At 38.5% G+C, this 19,874-nt stretch carries 20 protein-coding genes; 17 read left to right on the top strand and 3 right to left on the bottom strand.

Going from position 1 to position 19,874, the window contains the following annotated elements; translation table 11 throughout:
- Nucleotides 1-27: 27 nt before the first annotated feature.
- On the bottom strand, nucleotides 28-162 hold the full coding sequence (locus QNH17_RS22210; protein WP_026563518.1) for a YqzM family protein: 135 nt from the start codon (nucleotides 160-162) through the stop codon (nucleotides 28-30).
- 304 nt (nucleotides 163-466) lie between these two features.
- Here QNH17_RS22210 and holA point away from each other — a divergent pair, with 304 nt between their 5' ends.
- Nucleotides 467-1,483 carry a DNA polymerase III subunit delta gene (gene holA, locus QNH17_RS22205; RefSeq protein ID WP_283875184.1) on the top strand — a complete coding sequence of 339 codons (1,017 nt, stop codon included), beginning with the start codon at nucleotides 467-469 and terminating at the stop codon, nucleotides 1,481-1,483.
- A 43-nt stretch (nucleotides 1,484-1,526) separates the two neighbouring features.
- Here the strand turns inward: holA and rpsT are convergent, their stop codons facing one another.
- Nucleotides 1,527-1,787 carry a 30S ribosomal protein S20 gene (gene rpsT / locus QNH17_RS22200; protein WP_088089041.1) on the bottom strand — a complete coding sequence of 87 codons (261 nt, stop codon included), beginning with the start codon at nucleotides 1,785-1,787 and terminating at the stop codon, nucleotides 1,527-1,529.
- Nucleotides 1,788-1,998: 211 nt separating this feature from the next.
- Between rpsT and gpr the strand changes: the two genes are divergently transcribed.
- The 13 genes from gpr to deoC all read left to right on the top strand — a co-directional run bounded on the left by gpr (nucleotide 1,999) and on the right by deoC (nucleotide 16,980).
- Nucleotides 1,999-3,123, top strand: a complete 1,125-nt coding sequence (gpr, locus tag QNH17_RS22195; RefSeq protein ID WP_283875183.1) for a GPR endopeptidase — start codon at nucleotides 1,999-2,001, stop codon at nucleotides 3,121-3,123.
- A 126-nt stretch (nucleotides 3,124-3,249) separates the two neighbouring features.
- Nucleotides 3,250-4,446: a stage II sporulation protein P gene (gene spoIIP, locus QNH17_RS22190; protein ID WP_283875182.1), complete on the top strand. Its 1,197-nt coding sequence runs from the start codon at nucleotides 3,250-3,252 to the stop codon at nucleotides 4,444-4,446.
- A 19-nt stretch (nucleotides 4,447-4,465) separates the two neighbouring features.
- Nucleotides 4,466-4,792: a DUF3679 domain-containing protein gene (locus QNH17_RS22185; protein WP_283875180.1), complete on the top strand. Its 327-nt coding sequence runs from the start codon at nucleotides 4,466-4,468 to the stop codon at nucleotides 4,790-4,792.
- A gap of 116 nt (nucleotides 4,793-4,908) precedes the next feature.
- Complete coding sequence (lepA, locus tag QNH17_RS22180) at nucleotides 4,909-6,744, top strand: translation elongation factor 4 (RefSeq protein WP_251457392.1); 1,836 nt, start codon at nucleotides 4,909-4,911, stop codon at nucleotides 6,742-6,744.
- A 77-nt stretch (nucleotides 6,745-6,821) separates the two neighbouring features.
- Nucleotides 6,822-7,955 (top strand): radical SAM family heme chaperone HemW, encoded by a 1,134-nt coding sequence (gene hemW / locus QNH17_RS22175; RefSeq protein WP_283875178.1) that lies wholly within the window; start codon nucleotides 6,822-6,824, stop codon nucleotides 7,953-7,955.
- Nucleotides 7,956-8,087: 132 nt separating this feature from the next.
- Complete coding sequence (gene hrcA / locus QNH17_RS22170) at nucleotides 8,088-9,119, top strand: heat-inducible transcriptional repressor HrcA (RefSeq protein WP_283879574.1); 1,032 nt, start codon at nucleotides 8,088-8,090, stop codon at nucleotides 9,117-9,119.
- A 104-nt stretch (nucleotides 9,120-9,223) separates the two neighbouring features.
- On the top strand, nucleotides 9,224-9,823 hold the full coding sequence (gene grpE, locus QNH17_RS22165) for a nucleotide exchange factor GrpE (RefSeq protein ID WP_481858540.1): 600 nt from the start codon (nucleotides 9,224-9,226) through the stop codon (nucleotides 9,821-9,823).
- A gap of 32 nt (nucleotides 9,824-9,855) precedes the next feature.
- Nucleotides 9,856-11,691 (top strand): molecular chaperone DnaK, encoded by a 1,836-nt coding sequence (dnaK, locus tag QNH17_RS22160; protein ID WP_283875177.1) that lies wholly within the window; start codon nucleotides 9,856-9,858, stop codon nucleotides 11,689-11,691.
- 194 nt (nucleotides 11,692-11,885) lie between these two features.
- Nucleotides 11,886-13,013: a molecular chaperone DnaJ gene (gene dnaJ / locus QNH17_RS22155; protein WP_144547733.1), complete on the top strand. Its 1,128-nt coding sequence runs from the start codon at nucleotides 11,886-11,888 to the stop codon at nucleotides 13,011-13,013.
- 18 nt (nucleotides 13,014-13,031) lie between these two features.
- The gene (prmA, locus tag QNH17_RS22150; RefSeq protein ID WP_283875176.1) at nucleotides 13,032-13,973 is read left to right on the top strand and encodes a 50S ribosomal protein L11 methyltransferase; all 942 of its coding nucleotides are present in this window, start codon (nucleotides 13,032-13,034) and stop codon (nucleotides 13,971-13,973) included.
- Nucleotides 13,974-14,081: 108 nt separating this feature from the next.
- Nucleotides 14,082-14,831: a 16S rRNA (uracil(1498)-N(3))-methyltransferase gene (locus tag QNH17_RS22145; RefSeq protein ID WP_283875175.1), complete on the top strand. Its 750-nt coding sequence runs from the start codon at nucleotides 14,082-14,084 to the stop codon at nucleotides 14,829-14,831.
- Between the two features lie 6 nt (nucleotides 14,832-14,837).
- Complete coding sequence (gene mtaB, locus QNH17_RS22140; protein ID WP_283875173.1) at nucleotides 14,838-16,205, top strand: tRNA (N(6)-L-threonylcarbamoyladenosine(37)-C(2))-methylthiotransferase MtaB; 1,368 nt, start codon at nucleotides 14,838-14,840, stop codon at nucleotides 16,203-16,205.
- A 100-nt stretch (nucleotides 16,206-16,305) separates the two neighbouring features.
- Entirely contained in the window at nucleotides 16,306-16,980 is a 675-nt protein-coding gene (deoC, locus tag QNH17_RS22135; RefSeq protein WP_283875171.1) for a deoxyribose-phosphate aldolase, read from the top strand.
- A gap of 24 nt (nucleotides 16,981-17,004) precedes the next feature.
- On the opposite strand, the gene QNH17_RS22130 is transcribed toward deoC, so the two are convergent.
- On the bottom strand, nucleotides 17,005-17,940 hold the full coding sequence (locus QNH17_RS22130; protein WP_283875170.1) for a Na/Pi symporter: 936 nt from the start codon (nucleotides 17,938-17,940) through the stop codon (nucleotides 17,005-17,007).
- Nucleotides 17,941-18,155: 215 nt separating this feature from the next.
- On the opposite strand from QNH17_RS22130, the gene rpsU reads away from it, so the two are divergent.
- The 3 genes from rpsU (at nucleotide 18,156) to QNH17_RS22115 (ending at nucleotide 19,865) form a co-directional block, all read left to right on the top strand.
- Nucleotides 18,156-18,329 (top strand): 30S ribosomal protein S21, encoded by a 174-nt coding sequence (rpsU, locus tag QNH17_RS22125; RefSeq protein WP_007087607.1) that lies wholly within the window; start codon nucleotides 18,156-18,158, stop codon nucleotides 18,327-18,329.
- 15 nt (nucleotides 18,330-18,344) lie between these two features.
- Nucleotides 18,345-18,791, top strand: a complete 447-nt coding sequence (locus QNH17_RS22120; RefSeq protein WP_144547727.1) for a GatB/YqeY domain-containing protein — start codon at nucleotides 18,345-18,347, stop codon at nucleotides 18,789-18,791.
- 438 nt (nucleotides 18,792-19,229) lie between these two features.
- Nucleotides 19,230-19,865 carry an NfeD family protein gene (locus tag QNH17_RS22115; protein WP_283875169.1) on the top strand — a complete coding sequence of 212 codons (636 nt, stop codon included), beginning with the start codon at nucleotides 19,230-19,232 and terminating at the stop codon, nucleotides 19,863-19,865.
- The last annotated feature ends 9 nt before the right edge of the window (nucleotides 19,866-19,874 follow it).

The raw sequence follows: 19,874 nt of genomic DNA, 5'->3' as shown, positions 1-19,874 counted from the left end.
TCTACCTTACAAATATGTAGCCAAACATTACGAACCGATTACCTTAATGACTGTTGCAACAATAAACATTATGGCAAAAAAACCAAAAGAAACCCCAAATCCTACCCCTGAATCAATTGCGTCGTTTCGTTTACTTTGCACATCTTTTTCAAATTCATTCACAGTCTACCCCTCCTATTTCACAATATAGTATAAGTCATTCTCGGAAAAAAATCCAGCATACTTCAAATTGCTTTCCACAACTGACAAGAGTTGTCAAAATAGTGAGACTGATAAAAGGCTAAACTATATTTACTTAAGGAACTCCGCCAGACAATAGAATATCCTAGGGCTTCTATTGCAGGCGTTCATTATAGATAGGGAATTAGCACTTCTGAAATAGGTGCTAATTCCCTTTAAAATGCTTGTCAAAATGGCCAAGCTTCTTTACCATAGGTATGAATGGAAAGAAGGGGAGCGCTGAAACATGGTAATGGATAGTTGGAAAAAAATTAAACAAAAGGAATTTGCTCCTGTTTATTTATTATTTGGAACTGAGTCTTTTTTAATTAATGAAACAAAGCAATTACTACTCGATCATATTTTGACCGAAGAAGAGAAGGATTTTAATTTTGCTAGTTATGATTTAGAGGAAACACCCATTGAGGTGGCCATCGAAGATGCAGAAACCTTTCCTTTTTTAGGGGAAAAAAAAGTTATCTTTTTACATAATCCTGTTTTTTTAACAGCAGAAAAATCTAAGGATAAGGCGGTACACAACTTATCCAGGTTCGAAATGTATTTAAAAGAGCCCTCACCTTATTCAGTGTTAGTAATTTCCGCGCCCTATGAAAAGTTGGATGAACGGAAAAAAATAACAAAGGAATTAAAAAGACATGCTGAAGTCGTTGAAGCAAAAAAGTTAAATGAACATGACTTAAGGAACTGGATCAAGGGCAGGGCCAAGAACAGTGGGATAGAATTCGAACCAGAAGCGATCGACCAATTATTGGCACTAGTTGGAACAAATATGTTTATGATTACCAGTGAAGTAGATAAATTGGCATTATATGCATCCGGTGAAAAAAGAATTGACATAGGTCTAGTAGAGAAATTAGTGGCACGATCACTTGAGCAGAATATCTTTACGCTAATCGAAAAAGTAGTGCTGCGAAAACTTGATGAAGCGTTAAGGATTTATTACGATTTGTTAAAACAAAATGAAGAACCTATAAAGATTTTGGCTTTACTTGCAGGACAATTTAGGTTGATTTACCAAGTAAAGGAACTGTCGAGGAGAGGATATGGGCAGCAGCAAATTGCTGGTTACTTAAGAACACATCCTTTCCGTGTTAAGCTAGCACTCGGACAAGCAAATAAATTTACGGATGAAGAATTGGCCCATTTAATTGACCTCCTCGCTGAAGCTGATTATCAAATGAAAACCGGCGGCATGAATAAATCTTTATTGATTGAAATGTTTCTATTTCATTTAAAGAAATAAAAAAAACGATTCCTTTGAAAAGGAATCGTTTTTTTTCTCTAAATTAAAGAGCGTTAGTCTTTTTCATTAGACGAGATTTTTTACGAGCAGCAGCATTTTTGTGGATAAGACCTTTTGCAGCAGCCTTGTCTAATTTACTAGCAGCAGTAGCAAATACTTCTTTAGCAGCAGCACCGTCGTTAGTAGAAATTGCAGCTTCTACTTTCTTAACAGCAGTACGCATTGCAGATTTCGCAGTTGTATTTTGAGCGTTACGAGCTTCACTTGTTTTTACACGCTTAATAGCAGATTTAATATTAGGCATTACTTTCACCTCCTACAAAGAATCGAGACTATATGAACTCGACTTAACATTCCTAAAAAATAATTCAGAACATGAAATATTTTATCAAATGGAAGGCTATAATGCAATACTGTTTTCGCAGAAGAATATCATTTGCATGATTTAAGATGGTAAGGGCAAAAATAGGAAATAGTTGCTAGACTTTTGAAAGATTTGATGGGAGTGAATATTAATGGATAAGTCAATTGACTTAAGTCAATATTCTGTTCGAACGGATTTGGCGATTGAAGCAAGAGAGATGGTCCTTACACAGCAAAAAGGGTCAGTCGGGCAAGAGAAAGATCTTTCACAAATTGAAGGCGTGATTATTAAGGAAAAAGATGTCGATGACATAAAGGTTTCTTTGGTCGAAGTAACTGAACAAGGGGCCCACCAGCTAGGGAAAAAAGCTGGTCGATATTTAACTGTTGAAGTACAAGGGATTCGCCAGCAAAACACAGAGGTACAGCAAAAGGTGGAGGAGATTTTTGCTAGAGAGTTCTCCTACTTTTTGGAAGGGTCTGGGATCCAAAAAACGGATTCATGTCTTGTGGTGGGTCTAGGCAATTGGAATGTGACCCCAGATGCCCTAGGACCGATGGTGTGTGAAAATTTACTGGTCACCCGCCACTTGTTTCAGTTGCAGCCCGAAAATGTAGAGGAAGGCTTCAGGTCCGTTAGTGCCCTTTCACCAGGTGTTATGGGGTTAACGGGGATTGAAACAAGCGATATTATTTTTGGTGTAGTGGAAAAAACAAAGCCTGATTTTGTTATTGCTATTGATGCACTTGCATCACGTTCGATTGAACGGGTTAATTCAACCATCCAAATTTCCGATACAGGAATACATCCTGGTTCGGGGGTAGGTAATAAAAGAAAAGAATTGAGTAAAGAAACCTTAGGAATACCTGTCATTGCCATTGGGGTTCCGACCGTGGTAGATGCTGTGTCCATTACTAGTGATACGATCGATTTTATCCTGAAACACTTTGGAAAAGAGCTAAAGGAGGGCGATCGTCCTTCAAGAGCACTTGCACCCGCAGGGATGAGTTTCGGTGAAAAGCGAAAGTTGACTGAAGAGGACTTACCGGAAGAAAAGCACCGGAAAACCTTTCTTGGAATGATTGGTACATTGGAAGAGGAAGAGAAAAGAAAATTAATTTATGAAGTTTTATCACCAATTGGTCATAATTTAATGGTTACTCCTAAGGAAGTTGATGTTTTTATTGAAGATATGGCTAATCTAATTGCCAACGGTTTAAATTCATCACTACATGGTGCTGTTGACCAAGGGAATGCTGGCTACTACACCAAATAAAGGAATAATAAGAGGCATCTTTCAAATCTATTTATTTGAAAGGATGCCTCTTAAGTTAAATTTCGGGTTCTACCAATTCTAGTAGCTTCATATCATTTACTAGAATCAGTTTTGCGAGGTGGAACCATGAAAGCTAGAAATTCAGGAACTTTTGTTATGGTGCAAGGGACAAGTCTACTTAAAGCCGCTGGATTATTGTTACTATTTATGCTATTGATTTTCTCTATTAGTGGGTTATTAACCTCGTTAAAGCCACAATATCGACTTATGTCGTCTTCGGTTAATCAGGCGGCAACAAATGTGAATGGGGAATTGCTCTATCAATTAATGGGTTGGGAAAATCATCATTTCTTATCAGTTGAACATGATTGGACCTCAACTCCTACGTTAACGAACATGGTATTTAAGTTATCAAGTAACATTAACTTAAATGATCCCCGCAGTCTCCTTGGTAGGGAGCTGCCAGGATTTTATCAATTTGATGGTAAAATTCTAGTCGCTGGTGAGGGGACAAACTACACAAATATGCCGATTGAATCTGCCCCGCCCATTGAAATAATGAAAGCGGAGCGAGAGGCATCCTTACAAAATTTAGAGGGCTTAGAAAAGCCTGAGGATGAAAATCCACTTCCTGCACCTAGTCAGACAACAGGCTCACGTAAGGTTGTCTATCTATATTTTACACATAACAGGGAATCTTATTTGCCCTATTTAAAGGGTGTTACCAATCCGAATTTAGCTTTTCATTCAAAAATCAACGTAACAAAAATTGGTGATCACTTAAAGACAAGTTTGGAAGATAGAGGAATTGGAACCTTTATAGATAAAACGGATGTTCAAGCAAACCTCAATAAAAAAGGTTTGACATATCCCAGTTCTTACCAGGAATCCCGCTCAGTTGTTCAATCGGCAATGGCATCGGATCGTGATTTGCATTACTTTATTGATATTCATAGGGATTCTAACCGTAAAGATAAATCAACCATTACCATTAACGGCAAGTCATATGCAAAGCTCGCCTTTATCATCGGCGGTAAAAACCCAAATCATGAGAAAAACGAGAAATTAGCAACCGAACTGCATAAAAGTTTAGAAAAAAAGTATAAAGGTTTAAGCAGAGGTGTTTTCGTGAAGTATAGTGGAAATGCTGTTTATAATCAGAACCTATCAAATAATGCAATCTTGATTGAATTTGGCGGTGTCGACAATACGTTTGAAGAATTAAATCGTTCGGCAGATGCCCTTGCTGATGTGTTTAGTGATTTTTACTGGGATGCTGAAAAAGTTAACAAGGATGTTGAACAATCAACAAAAGAACAATAGATGTAAGGGAGCATTTTTTATGAAGATGTTCATGTTAAAAAGTGTATGCTTGGCTGCTCTCATGTTAATCTCTGTTTTAGTAGGTATGCAATTGGCTAATGATGGTATTCATAAAATGAAAGGCTATGATGATCCAAACTTTCAAAATGCTGTTAGTTTAAATGGGACAGACAGTAACTTGCAAGCTACCTTTTTGGGAAACGAAATCTCAAGTCATGATCTTGAGGCAAAGCAAAAGAAACTAGAAGAAATAAGTGCATATAATTTTTTCTCTTCAATGGGCAAGAAGATGTCTGAGGGGATATCAGGCGCTTCTGAAAAGTTAGTTCATCTTATTGCTGATTAAAATAATCGAAGTGGCACCAGTTTGGTGCCGCTTTTCGATTTTGATTGAATCTTGTTAATCCTATTGATATAATTCAAAATAGTGTATATGTGCGAGTATAGTAGGAGTGAAAGACCATGAACAATAATGAAAGACTCAAACGACAATCAAAAATTAGAAATTTCTCAATTATTGCCCATATTGATCATGGGAAATCAACATTAGCTGACCGGATCTTGGAGAGAACCAATGCATTGACCTCTCGGGAAATGAAAGATCAGCTCCTTGATTCAATGGACCTTGAAAGAGAACGTGGAATTACCATTAAATTAAATGCCGTTCAGTTAAAATACAAAGCAAAAGATGGAGAAGAATATATATTCCATTTAATTGATACACCTGGACATGTCGATTTTACTTATGAAGTTTCAAGAAGTCTTGCAGCATGTGAAGGGGCTGTTTTAGTCGTTGACGCTGCACAAGGAATTGAAGCACAGACACTAGCCAACGTTTATCTTGCCCTTGATAACGACCTTGAAATTTTACCAGTCATTAACAAAATTGACTTGCCTAGTGCAGATCCAGAGCGTGTTCGAGGAGAAATCGAGGATGTCATCGGTTTGGACGCTTCGGAAGCCGTGTTAGCTTCAGCAAAGGCTGGGATTGGGATAGAAGAAATCCTTGAACAAGTCGTTCAAAAAGTCCCTGCACCGCAGGGAGACCCAGAAGCACCATTAAAGGCCCTTATTTTCGATTCTCTTTATGATGCCTATCGTGGTGTTGTCGCGTACATTCGTGTGGTCGAAGGAACCGTTAAGGTGGGCGATAAAGTACGAATGATGGCTACCGGAAAAGAATTTGAAGTAAATGAGGTAGGCGTTTTTACACCAAAAGCAACCATGCGTGATGAGTTAACCGTTGGTGATGTTGGCTTTTTATCTGCATCAATAAAAAATGTCGGCGATACTCGTGTGGGTGATACAATTACCAATGCAAAAAATGGGGCAACAGAGCCGCTTCCAGGTTACAGGAAATTAAACCCAATGGTTTACTGTGGACTTTACCCAATTGATACAGCGAAGTTTAATGATCTGCGTGAAGCACTTGAAAAGCTTCAGTTAAATGATTCTTCACTTCAATTTGAACCAGAAACTTCACAAGCACTTGGATTTGGATTCCGTTGTGGATTCTTAGGATTGCTTCACATGGAGATTATTCAAGAACGGATTGAACGTGAATTTAAAATTGATTTAATAACGACAGCACCGAGTGTTATCTATCATGTTCATATGACAGATGGCTCCGAAATAAGGGTGGACAATCCTTCAGATTTACCGGATCCACAAAAAATTGACCGTGTTGAAGAGCCTTATGTGAAAGCAACGATGATGGCTCCAAATGATTATGTAGGAACCATTATGGAACTTTGCCAACAAAAACGGGGAATTTTTGTAACAATGGAATACTTGGCGGAAAATCGGGTAAGTATTATTTATGAAATGCCATTAGCAGAAATTGTCTATGATTTCTTTGATCAATTGAAATCAAGCACAAGAGGTTACGCATCCTTTGATTACGAGCTCATTGGTTATAAACCTTCCAGCCTTGTTAAAATGGACATATTGTTAAATGGTGAAAAAGTGGATGCATTAAGCTTTATTGTTCATAAAGACTTCGCCTATGAACGAGGGAAGATTATTGTTGAGAAACTGAAGGAGCTTATTCCTAGGCAGCAGTTTGAAGTTCCAATTCAGGCTGCAGTGGGTCAAAAGATTATTGCTCGTTCTACAATTAAGGCTATGCGTAAAAACGTTTTAGCCAAATGTTATGGCGGAGATATTTCCCGTAAACGAAAATTATTAGAAAAGCAAAAAGAAGGTAAAAAGCGGATGAAGCAAGTAGGATCCGTTGAAGTACCACAAGAAGCATTTATGGCTGTCTTAAAAATGGACGATAGCAACACAAAAAAATAAACTAGCTGGGGGTTAGGACAAGCCATTTTTTGGCGAATTCTAGCCTCTTTTTGTTGAAGAATGAGGAAGTGAACGAAATGATTAAATCAGCATATCTCCATATCCCTTTTTGTGAGCATATTTGCCATTATTGTGATTTTAATAAAGTGTTTCTAAAGGGGCAGCCGGTTGATGATTATTTAAAAGCACTTGAGCAAGAAATGAAACTGACTCTAACCCAATTTCCAACAAATGTCCTTGAGACGATTTTTGTGGGTGGGGGTACACCGACATCGTTAAATGAAAAGCAGCTTTATCAATTTTGTGAAAGTATTAACAGAATTTTACCTAAGGGTGAGGATATAGAATATACCTTTGAGGCGAATCCAGGTGATTTAACGGCAGGGAAATTAGAAATATTAAAAGAGGCTGGGGTTAACCGGATTAGTCTTGGAGTTCAAACGTTTAATGAGGAACTACTGCAAAGAATCGGCCGCGTCCACAAAGCGAAGGATGTCTACCAAACAATTGATAACGCAAAATCCTTGGGATTTGAAAATATCAGTATTGATCTTATCTTTAGTTTACCTTCACAAACTCTTTCAGATTTTAAAGAGACATTAAAAGAGGCTTTTTTACTTGATATCACACATTATTCTGCCTATTCGTTAATCATTGAACCCAAAACAGTTTTTTATAATTTACTAAAAAAAGGAAAACTGCCAACTCCCGGTGAGGATGTGGAAGCAGCTATGTACGAATTACTAATGGAAGAAATGGAAAAACATGGCTTCAACCAATATGAAATTAGTAATTTTTCTAAACCAGGGTATGAGAGCAAACATAACCTTACCTATTGGAATAATGATTCCTATTATGGGTTTGGAGCAGGTGCACATAGCTATTTAAATGAGATAAGACGTTCGAATATTGGTCCCTTAAAAAGGTATATGGAGCAAATAAATAAGGGGCTCCTGCCGGTAATGGAAGAACATCAAACTTCAAAAATTGAACAAATGGAAGAAGAAATGTTTTTGGGATTGCGAAAAACTGCAGGTATCTTCATTCCTCATTTTATTGAAAAGTTTGCAAAAGACCCCCTTCAATTATTCGAAAAAGAGATTAGTGAATTAACGGCAAAACAGTGGTTAGATGTGGAAAAAAATCATATATTTTTAACGAAAAAGGGGAGACTGCTAGGAAATGAAGTATTCCTGGCATTTTTAAGATAAGCAAGATTTTAATTATTGTCTTGATTAGAGTAGTTTACTGTTCTTTTTGATTGACACCATCCCCCTTCATTTGATAATTTATTAATATAATTAGCACTCGTTAACTAGGAGTGCTAACAGAGGTGATGAATGTTGCTAACAGATCGTCAATTGTTAATTCTTCAGGTTATTGTTGATGACTTTATTCGATCTGCCCAACCAGTCGGCTCAAGAAGTTTGTCGAAAAAGCAAGAGATTTCTTTCAGTTCGGCAACCATTCGTAATGAAATGTCCGACCTTGAAGAGTTGGGGTATATTGAAAAGACACATACCTCTTCAGGTCGTGTCCCTTCGGAAAAAGGATATCGCTATTATGTGGATCATCTTTTGTCTCCACAGGTATTAAATCAACATGATACATCAATCATTCAGTCGATTTTTGCTGAGAAAATTTTCGAATTCGAAAAAATTATCCAAAGGTCTGCAAAAATATTATCGGACTTAACGAACTACACATCCATTGTTCTTGGTCCGGCTGTTAGTATTAATAAGTTGAAAAAAATTCAAATTATCCCGTTAAACAAAGAAACAGCCGTAGCTATTTTTGTTACAGATACGGGCCATGTAGAAAATAGGACCTTTTCTTTACCACCATCAGTTGATGCCAGTGATTTAGAAAAAACGGTGAATATTTTAAACGATCGTTTATCAGGCGTACCTCTCGAAGATCTAAATGATAAGATTTATAAAGAAGTAGCCATGCTTTTAAGGCAGCATATCCATGATTATGACTTAATGCTGCATACTATCGCAGATTCATTAAAAATGCCAGTTAATGAAAAACTTTTCTTCGCTGGAAAGACCAATATGTTAAGCCAGCCGGAGTTTCATGATGTAACAAAACTGCGAAGCTTATTAACGATGATTGACCAGGAAGAGTGGATTTATAATTTAATCAGAAACGATTCAGCTGGAATTCAAGTTAAAATTGGTACTGAAAATAATAATAGTGTTATGGATAATTGCAGCTTAATCACAGCTACTTATTCGGCTGGTGTTGAGAATTTAGGGACGATCGCCATCCTAGGCCCTACAAGGATGGAATATTCCAGAGTCATTAGCTTATTACAGTTTCTAAGTAAGGATTTAACTGCTGTATGGACGAAATTGTATCAAAATAAATAGCTCGGGTAATATTGAGTAAGGGTGAAATACCTGTTTCACCCCCTTTTCTATGAAAATGAATTATCCTATAAATGACAGCAAATGCTTTAAGGGAGGTGAGTAAGTTGACGAATGAGAATAATAAAACGCTAAATGAAGAAATGGAAGTTGAAAGTACTGATAATGTTGAACTTACCGAAGAAAAAACGGTTGAGACTGTTTTTGACGAAGGTGAAGCAACAGAACAGGCATCTGATTCACTGGTTGATGAAAAGGACCAAGAAATTCAACTGCTGAAAGAAAAGTTAGAGGAAGCAGATAATCGATATCTACGCTTGCAAGCAGACTTTGATAATTTCCGGAGACGGACTAGATTAGATCAAGAAGCGAGCCAAAAATATAGAGCACAAAAACTTATTACAGATTTATTGCCTGCAATTGACAACTTTGAAAGAGCAATGAAAATTGAAGCAGATAATGAACAAACTAAGTCACTTCTACAAGGGATGGACATGGTTTACCGCAGTTTGCTTGATGCTCTGAAAAGTGAAGGTGTTGAACTGATTGAATCTGTAGGTAAAGAGTTTAATCCACATCAGCATCAAGCTGTGATGCAGGGTGAGGATGAGAACTATGGCTCAAACATTGTAACGGATGAATTTCAAAAAGGTTACTTATTAAAAGACCGTGTTATCCGACCTGCAATGGTGAAAGTAAATCAATAAAACTACATATTTTTTTCTAGGAGGAAAAGGAAATGAGTAAAATTATCGGTATCGACCTTGGTACAACCAACTCTTGTGTTGCTGTCCTTGAAGGTGGCGAACCAAAGGTTATTCCAAATCCAGAAGGTAATCGTACGGCTCCTTCCGTAATTGCATTTAAAAATGGGGAACGCCAAGTTGGTGAAGTGGCTAAGCGTCAAGCAATTACAAATCCAAACACGATCATGTCCATCAAACGTCATATGGGCACAAATTATAAAGTGGACATAGAAGGTAAAGAGTATACACCACAAGAATTATCTGCGATTATTCTTCAATACTTAAAGTCTTATGCTGAAGACTATCTAGGCGAGCCAGTTACAAAGGCAGTAATTACAGTACCTGCCTACTTTAATGATGCAGAACGTCAAGCAACAAAAGATGCAGGGAAAATTGCTGGTCTTGAAGTAGAACGTATTATCAATGAGCCAACTGCAGCTGCACTTGCATATGGATTAGACAAAACTGACGAAGATCAAACTATTCTTGTTTATGACCTTGGCGGCGGTACATTTGACGTTTCAATTCTAGAATTAGGTGACGGGGTATTCCAAGTTAAATCAACCGCTGGTGATAATCGCCTTGGTGGAGATGATTTTGACCAAGTCGTTATTGATTACCTTGTAGACCAATTTAAAAAAGAAAATGGGATTGACCTTTCCCAAGATAAAATGGCATTACAACGCTTAAAGGATGCGGCTGAAAAGGCGAAAAAGGACTTATCAGGTGTAACTTCTACGCAAATTTCATTACCATTTATCACTGCTGGTGCTGCTGGTCCGCTTCACCTTGAAGTAACCATGACTAGAGCAAAGTTTGATGAATTATCTGCTCATCTTGTAGAGCGTACAATGGGCCCAACTCGCCAAGCATTAAGCGATGCTGGATTAACTCCTTCAGAAATTGATAAAGTGATCTTAGTTGGTGGTTCTACTCGTATTCCAGCTGTTCAAGAAGCGATTAAAAAAGCGACTGGACAAGAGCCGCATCGTGGGGTTAACCCTGATGAAGTGGTAGCGATGGGTGCTGCTATTCAAGGTGGAGTTATTACAGGAGATGTAAAAGATGTTGTATTGCTAGACGTTACACCACTTTCCCTTGGTATCGAAACAATGGGTGGAGTATTTACAAAGTTAATTGACCGTAATACAACAATCCCTACATCTAAATCGCAAGTGTTCTCAACTGCTGCTGATAATCAGACTGCTGTTGATATCCATGTTCTTCAAGGTGAGCGTCCGATGGCAGCAAATAACAAGACTTTAGGACGGTTCCAATTATCTGATATTCCACCAGCACCACGTGGAATTCCACAAATTGAAGTAAACTTTGACATCGATAAGAACGGTATCGTTAATGTTCGTGCAAAGGACCTTGGAACAAATAAAGAACAACAAATCACAATTAAGTCTTCAACTGGACTTTCAGATGAAGAAATCCAAAACATGGTTAGAGAAGCTGAAGAAAACGCAGAAGCAGATAGACTGCGTAAAGAGGAAGTTGAACTTCGTAACGAAGCAGATCAACTTGTCTTTACAACCGAAAAGACATTAAAAGACCTTGAAGGTAAAGTTGATGCTAGTGAAGTAGCTCAAGCTAATGAGGCTAAAGATGCGTTAAAAGCTGCGATTGAGAAAAACGAACTTGAAGAAATCCGTGCGAAAAAGGATGCATTACAAGAAATCGTTCAAGCTCTAACAGTAAAACTTTATGAACAAGCAGCAGCTGCCCAGCAAGCACAACAGGGAGGCCCTGAAGCTGGAAATACTGCTGGTTCTAAAGATGATGTTGTTGATGCAGAATTTGAAGAAGTAAAAGACGATAAATAGAAAAGCGGAAGCGCCTTGTCCACGGAAAAAAGCAGTTCATTTTTTCCTAGGCGCTGGAGCTAGGCATTTATAAGAGTTTTCACAGCTCAGAAAAAAGTCAAAGTCAGAACTATGGGCTTTGGCTTTTTTATTGCATTAACATTGTGATGAATGATACAATAACCTTTATGTGACAGATTCGGGAGTGGGTAATCATGAGTAAACGGGATTACTATGAAGTACTAGGGCTTAGTAAAAGTGCTTCAAAGGATGAAATAAAAAAAGCCTATCGAAAGCTTTCCAAACAATATCATCCAGATATAAATAAAGCAGAAGATGCGGCAGATAAATTTAAAGAAATAACAGAGGCATATGAAGTATTAAGTGATGACCAGAAAAAGGCTCATTATGATCAATTTGGCCATACAGATCCTAACCAAGGCTTTGGCGGCAGTGATTTCGGCGGCGGTTTTGGAGGATTTGAGGATATCTTTAATACTTTCTTTGGCGGCGGCGGAGGCGGAAGAAGACGTGATCCAAACGCACCAAGACAAGGTGCAGATCTTCAGTACACGATGACAGTTTCTTTTGAAGAAGCAGCCTTTGGGAAAGAAACAGATATTGAAATTCCTCGTGAAGAAACTTGTGGAACATGCAGTGGTTCTGGTGCAAAACCTGGAACGAAACCAGAAACATGCCAGCACTGTCATGGAACAGGTCAGTTAAATGTGGAGCAAAATACTCCATTTGGAAGAATCGTCAATCGACGTACCTGCAATCACTGTAATGGGACTGGGAAAGAAATTAAACATAAATGTTCGACTTGCGGCGGTAAAGGAAAAGTACAAAAACGAAAGAAGATTCATGTTAAAATCCCGGCGGGTATTGATGATGGTCAACAACTCCGCATGTCAGGACAAGGCGAAGCAGGAATTAACGGTGGACCTCCGGGCGATCTTTATGTTGTATTCCATGTAAGACAACATGAGTTTTTTGAAAGAGATGGCGATGATATTTATTGTGAAATGCCGATCACTTTCGTTCAAGCGTCATTAGGTGATGAGATTGAAGTACCTACCTTACACGGGAAAGTGAAATTGAAAATTCCTGCAGGTACTCAGACCGGGAAAAAATTCCGTTTAAAAGGAAAAGGTGTTCCTAATGTTCGTGGATACGGTGTTGGTGATCAATATATTATTGTTCGGATTATTACCCCAACCAAGTTATCAGATAAACAGAAGCAGCTTTTAAAAGAATTCGCAGAGCTTAGTGGCTCTTCTCCGATTGGTGAACACGAAGAAAGTTTTTTCTCAAAAGTAAAACGTGCCTTTAAAAGCGAGTAAGGATTGGAGTTGGTAGATGTGAAATGGTCTGAAATCAGTATTCACACAACAAATGAGGCGATTGAACCTATTTCTCATATTTTGCACGAAGCTGGGGCGAGTGGCGTAGTCATTGAAGATCCATTTGAATTGACGAAAGAAAGACAAGATCAATTTGGAGAAATCTATCAACTCAATCCCGATGATTATCCAGATGAAGGGGTTATTTTAAAGGCGTACCTTCCGGTTAATAGCTTTTTAGGAGAAACAGTGGATGCAATTAAAGAATCCATTAATAATTTGATTATTCATAATATCGATATCGGTAAAAATAAAGTGACAATAAGTGAAGTAAATGAAGAAGAATGGGCAACGGCATGGAAAAAATATTATCATCCTGTTAAAATTTCAGAAAAATTTACAATTGTACCTACTTGGGAGATTTATACTCCGGTCAGCAGTGATGAATTAATCATTGAATTAGATCCAGGAATGGCGTTTGGAACTGGAACACACCCGACTACGGTCTTGTGTATTCAGGCTCTTGAAAGAACTGTTCGTCCTGGTGACCGGGTTATCGATGTTGGAACAGGATCGGGGGTATTAAGCATTGCCGCAGCTATGCTGGGTGCCGAAGATGTTCGTGCATTTGATCTTGATGAGGTAGCAGTAACAACAGCAAGAGTGAATATTAAACTTAATAAAGTTAGTGACCGAGCAGTTACTGCCCAAAATAATCTACTGGATGGTGTAGAGGAAAATTCTGCTGATGTTGTTGTAGCTAATATTTTGGCCGAGGTTATCTTAAGATTTACTGAGGATGCTGCAAGAGTTGTCAAACCTGGCGGATCGTTCATTGCCTCTGGGATCATACAGCAGAAAAAAGATCAAGTCAAAGAGGCCTTAATTGCTGTTGGCTTTGAGATATCCGAAACAATTTTGATGGAAGATTGGGTTGCTATTGTTGCCAAACGGATATAATGGTTGATTAAGAGGGGTAACATACCCCTTTTTTTCGTGCCATGCGTTTAGAACAGACTTTTCTTTAGTAAAATTAAGTGTAAATGGTTTAAGAGAGGGTGCAAAAGTGTGCAACGATACTTTGTTAAACAACGAGCAAACGATGGGCGCTTTTTGATTAATGACGAAGACCGCCATCATATCGTAAAAGTTATGCGCATGCAAATTGGTGACAAAATTATTTGCGTTGATCTAGATGGGAAGCAAGCAGTATGTTCCCTTGCAGAAATTACCGATACAAGTGTTGTTGCAGACGTTGTACAATGGATAGATGGGGTTTCCGAGCTGCCCATTAAAATTACGATTGCTAGTGGACTGCCTAAAGGGGACAAGTTGGAATGGATTATCCAAAAAGGAACAGAACTAGGTGCGTATCAATTCCTTCCGTTTTCAGCAGCTCGTTCAGTCGTTAAATGGGATGAAAAAAAAGCAGCGAAAAAAGTCGATAGGTGGCAAAAGATAGCTAAAGAAGCTGCGGAGCAATCCCATCGTGCCATTTTACCGGATGTCATGAGTGCGATTAGCTTTAAAGATTTGCTATTAAAAAGCAATGATTTTCATTATAAATTAGTTGCCTTTGAGGAAGAGAGTAGAAATGGTGAAACTTCCATTTTTGCTGATACGCTAAAAAAAATCAATAAAGGCGATACACTCCTTATCGTATTTGGCCCAGAAGGCGGATTAACTGATGAAGAAGTTAGGCAATTAAAGGATAATGAATTTGCAGTTTGTGGGTTAGGCCCGAGAATATTACGAACCGAAACAGCTCCTTTATATGCATTATCAGCAATTTCCTATCATTTTGAATTAATGAGGTGAAAAATAATGGCAACAGTTGCGTTTCATACTTTAGGTTGTAAAGTAAATCATTATGAAACTGAAGCTATTTGGCAGTTATTCAAACAAGAAGGTTACGAACGAGTTGATTTTGAATCAATTTCGGACGTTTATATTATTAATACTTGTACCGTAACAAATACAGGCGACAAAAAAAGCCGCCAAGTGATTCGTCGTGCCGTTAGGAAAAATCCAGATGCGGTTATTTGTGTAACAGGATGTTATGCACAAACATCTCCTGCAGAAATTATGGCTATTCCTGGTGTTGATGTGGTTGTGGGAACACAGGATCGGATAAAAATGCTTGAATATATTGAGCAATACAAACGTGAGCGTCAGCCAATTAATGGTGTTGGCAATATCATGAAAAGCCGTGTCTATGAAGAACTAGATGTTCCTTCCTTTACAGACAGGACTCGAGCTTCTTTAAAGATCCAAGAAGGTTGTAACAATTTCTGTACTTTTTGTATTATTCCTTGGGCCCGTGGCTTAATGAGATCACGTGATCCTAAGGAAGTAATTCGGCAAGCCCAGCAATTAGTTGATGCAGGTTACCAGGAAATTGTTCTTACAGGTATTCACACAGGAGGATATGGGGAAGACATGAAGGATTACAATCTTGCCCAATTACTTCGTGATTTGGAAGCAGTAAAAGGACTAAAACGCCTGCGGATATCATCTATAGAGGCCAGTCAGATTACTGATGAAGTAATTGAAGTGATTAAACATTCTCCTATTGTGGTCCGCCATTTGCATATTCCGTTACAATCTGGTTCGAATTCTGTCTTAAAAAGAATGCGCCGTAAATATACAATGGAGTTCTTCGGAGAAAGATTAGATCGACTAAAAGAAGTTCTTCCTGGCCTTGCTGTCACTTCGGATGTCATTGTCGGTTTCCCAGGTGAAACTGAGGAAGAGTTTATGGAAACATATAATTTTATTAATGAGCATAAATTTTCTGAGCTTCATGTGTTCCCTTATTCTAAACGGACAGGAACACCCGCTGCTCGGATGGAAGACCAAGTTGATGAAGAAATTAAAAATGAACGAGTTCATCGCCTCATCACGCTTTCCGATCAATTGGCAAAAGAATACGCTTCAAGCTTTGAGGGTGAAGTTCTAGAAGTGATTCCTGAAGAAGTATCAAAAGAAGAAGCCAATTCAGGTTATCTTATTGGATATACTGATAATTACATGAAAGTTATTTTCTCAGCGTCAGAAGAATTAATTGGTAAAATTGTTAAAGTTAAAATTAACCAAGCTGGATACCCATACAATCGTGGGCAATTTGTTAAGGTTGTGGAGGATTCAATATCCAAGACAGAATTGTTTATAGAAGAAGAAGCTGCCATTTAAGGACCATTTAGGTCCTTTTTTTTTATAGTGTTTAGGTTAAACTATTGACAGCAGCAAATTACTTTCTAAAATTCTTATGGAAATCGAAGGGAGTATGTACATGGCTACTAAAAATATTGCTGCAATGATTGACCACACCCTACTGAAGCCGGAAGCTACAAAACCGCAAATTGAGGCCCTTTGCCATGAAGCAAAGGAATATAAATTTGCTTCGGTCTGTGTAAACCCTACATGGGTAAGCACCGCAAAAGAATTGTTGCAAGGCAGTGGAGTGAAGGTTTGTACTGTAATTGGATTTCCATTAGGGGCGACTACTTCTGAAACAAAAGCATTTGAAACTAAGAACGCTATTGAAAATGGCGCAGAAGAAGTGGATATGGTCATTAATATTGGTGCCCTAAAAGATCATAACGATGAATTAGTTGAAAATGATATCAGAGCCGTTGTTGAGGCTGCAAAGGGTAAGGCTCATACGAAGGTGATTATAGAAACTAGTCTGTTATCCAAAGAAGAAAAAATTCGAGCCTGTGAGCTAGCCTTGAAGGCTGGTGCAGATTTTGTTAAAACTTCCACAGGATTCTCTACAGGTGGTGCGACACCGGAGGACATTGCTTTAATGAGGAAAACAGTTGGTCCGGACATGGGGGTAAAAGCATCTGGTGGAGTGAGAAGTACAGAAGATGTCCAAAAAATGATTGAAGCCGGCGCAACTAGAATCGGGGCGAGTTCAAGTATTGCGATCGTCAATGGTCTTACAGTCACTTCAAATTATTAAGAAAGACGGCGAATGCCGTCTTTTTTAGGTGCTTTTAGATGGCCTATCATGTAAAAATAAAATCATCTTCCCAAATTTCGTTGCAAAAGGTAAAACAATAATTGATGAAACAACATTAAAAATGACGCTGATGTGTGCTAATTGTACATTTTTTGTATCGGCAAGAAGTGAGGCATTTTCAGTAAGTGTTGGTATCAGTGGGATAAAAAGCAATACCCCGAATACATTAAGCCAAACATGCGCAAATGCAGCTAATCTCGATTCCTTCCCCCCGCCAATCGAAGCAATAAGAGCGGTAATACATGTACCAATATTTGCACCAAGGACAATAGCTATACCCGCATCTAGCTGCAAGAGTCCAGTTAATAAAAAACTCATTGCAATGCCAGTCATTGCAGTACTCGATTGTATAATAGCTGTTATAATTGTGCCGGTTAACAGGCTTAAAAGAATATGATCATTTATGGAAAGGATGAAATTATTAATATAATCCATTGATGTTAAAGGGACAGCCAGCATCTCGAAGCCTTTCATAGCTGCGAAAACTGAGGATATTCCAAATAGCAGCATCCCGATACTTCTTGCTTTTTTATTTTTTAATAAAATAAGCATTGCTCCACAAATGGCGAGTGGAACGAGAACCTTATCAATATTAAACGTAATTAATTCTGTTTTAAAGGTTGTACCTATATTTGTGCCAAGAATGATCCCAATTGACTGGGGGAACGTCATAATTCTTGCTGAAATTAATCCAATTGTAATCACCATTACGGCGGTACTACTTTGTAAAAGTGCTGTTATAAATGTCCCCGTTAGCATCCCTTTTAAAGGAGTACTAGTCAGTTTAATCAGCCAACCCTTTAATTTGTTAGCTGATAAATTAAACAGTGCAAATCGCATAATGGTCATCCCAAATATAAATAATAAAATGCACAGAACAAATAATAATATGTATAGCATAATATGGCCCCCTTGCTTCATTGTATGGTTGTACTAAGAGGGACATGCCAGTTTTTAAGGGGAATACAGACAAGTCTACGTTTATTTGAATAAAAAAATAAAAAGCTTGTTTTATCAATGCGAATTTCAGTTGACCTTGTATCAAGGTTATATTATAATTGCAAGGTACATGGATTGAATGTTAGTGTGTTGTGTTTCGGAGGGAGGGAAAGAGAATGTCTAAAACCGTCGTTCGTAAAAACGAATCGCTTGAAGATGCTCTTCGTCGCTTCAAACGTACAGTATCAAAAACTGGTACTTTGCAAGAGGCAAGAAAGCGCGAATTCTATGAAAAGCCAAGTGTAAAACGTAAGAAAAAGTCTGAAGCAGCTAGAAAACGTAAGTTTTAAGAGAGGGTGTAATACATGAGTCTTCTCGAGCGTTTGAATAATGATATGAAACAAGCGATGAGAAACAAGGAAAAAGACAAACTCTCAGTCATTCGGATGGTTAAGGCTTCATTGCAAAATGAAGCTATTAAGCTCGGCACGAAAGAGCTTTCCGATGATGTTGAGTTAACAGTCCTTTCTCGCGAAGTGAAACAACGCAAAGACTCCCTCCATGAATTTGGTAAAGCTGGTCGTGAAGACCTAGTTGATAAGTTGCGCACGGAATTGGCTATTGTTGAATTATATATGCCAAAACAGCTTTCTGAAGAGGAACTGGCAGAGGTCGTTAAAGAAACGATTTCTGAAGTCGGCGCAAAATCAAAAGCAGAAATGGGAAAAGTGATGTCTGCGATTATGCCTAAAGTAAAGGGTAAGGCAGATGGGGCACTTGTAAATAAACTTGTACAACAACACCTTTCATAGTATTCTGACATAAAGACTGCAGGTCACTGGCCTGCAGTCTTTTTAATTTTGGCTGTGTTAAAGGTTAATGTTGATTTTTACACCCTGTTGACCTTCGTTCCAGGCACGAAGACTCCTGCGGGAGTACGGGGCAGGGGAGACCCCGCAGGAGCAAAGCGACGAGGAGAAGGAAAAGCGGAAGCGCCTTGTTCAGCCCCGACAAGCGCTGGAGGGCCTGACGTTGAAGTCGTTCTTTGACTTCAGCGACAGGACCGAAGCGACCTCGAGGGGCTAGGCGCTGTAGCTGGACAGGCTCCCCGGTACGCCCGCGAACCGCTCGTGCCTGGAATGGAAATCAACAGACAAGTTTAACACAGCCTTAATTTTAATAATGAAACTTAATTAATCTACATACGTAATAAGTATAGTCGAGACTAAAGAAAGAAAGGGGGCTCTCGAATGACGCAATTTCTTACTGACCCGATTGTTGTAACCATCCTTCTATCGATTGCGGGAATCGGAATTGTACTGGAGTTATTTTCAACAAAATTTGGTGTGGCAGGATTTATCGGTGTGTTAGCGCTTACTTTATTCTTTTATGGCCATTTCCAGGCGGGTCTTGCAGGCTATGGCACGTTATTATTATTTGTGGCAGGTTTAATCCTTATATTCCTCGAGTTCTTTTTACCCGGAGCGATTGCTGGTACTCTAGGAGTCGCTGCATTAATATTAAGTCTTTTTTTAGCAGGTGAGGATACAATTCAAATCGGTGTCTCCATCCTAATAGCTATTTTCTTTTCCGTATTAGTTTTCTTTATAATGATTAAGATTTTTAATAAAAAGCTTGTTCTATTTAATAAAATGGTCCTATTTGAATCAGCTAGGAAAGAAGACGGCTATGTCTCCAACATTAACAGGACCGATTTGTTGGGAAAGGAAGGATTCGCACTAACGATACTGCGGCCTGCTGGAACTGTTATTATTAATAATGAGCGAGTTGATGTAGTTAGTGAAGGTGGCTTTATCGAGCAGAACGCTCTCGTTAAAGTGATAAAAGTCGAAGGAGCACGTATTGTTGTAAGAGAGGTAAATTAAGAAGGGGGT

Origin of the sequence: Neobacillus sp. SuZ13, from assembly GCF_030123365.1 — a bacterium.
GTDB lineage: Bacteria > Bacillota > Bacilli > Bacillales > Cytobacillaceae > Neobacillus.
Note: the sequence above shows the minus strand (reverse complement) of the source record. Positions and strands in the feature narration are given on the sequence as shown.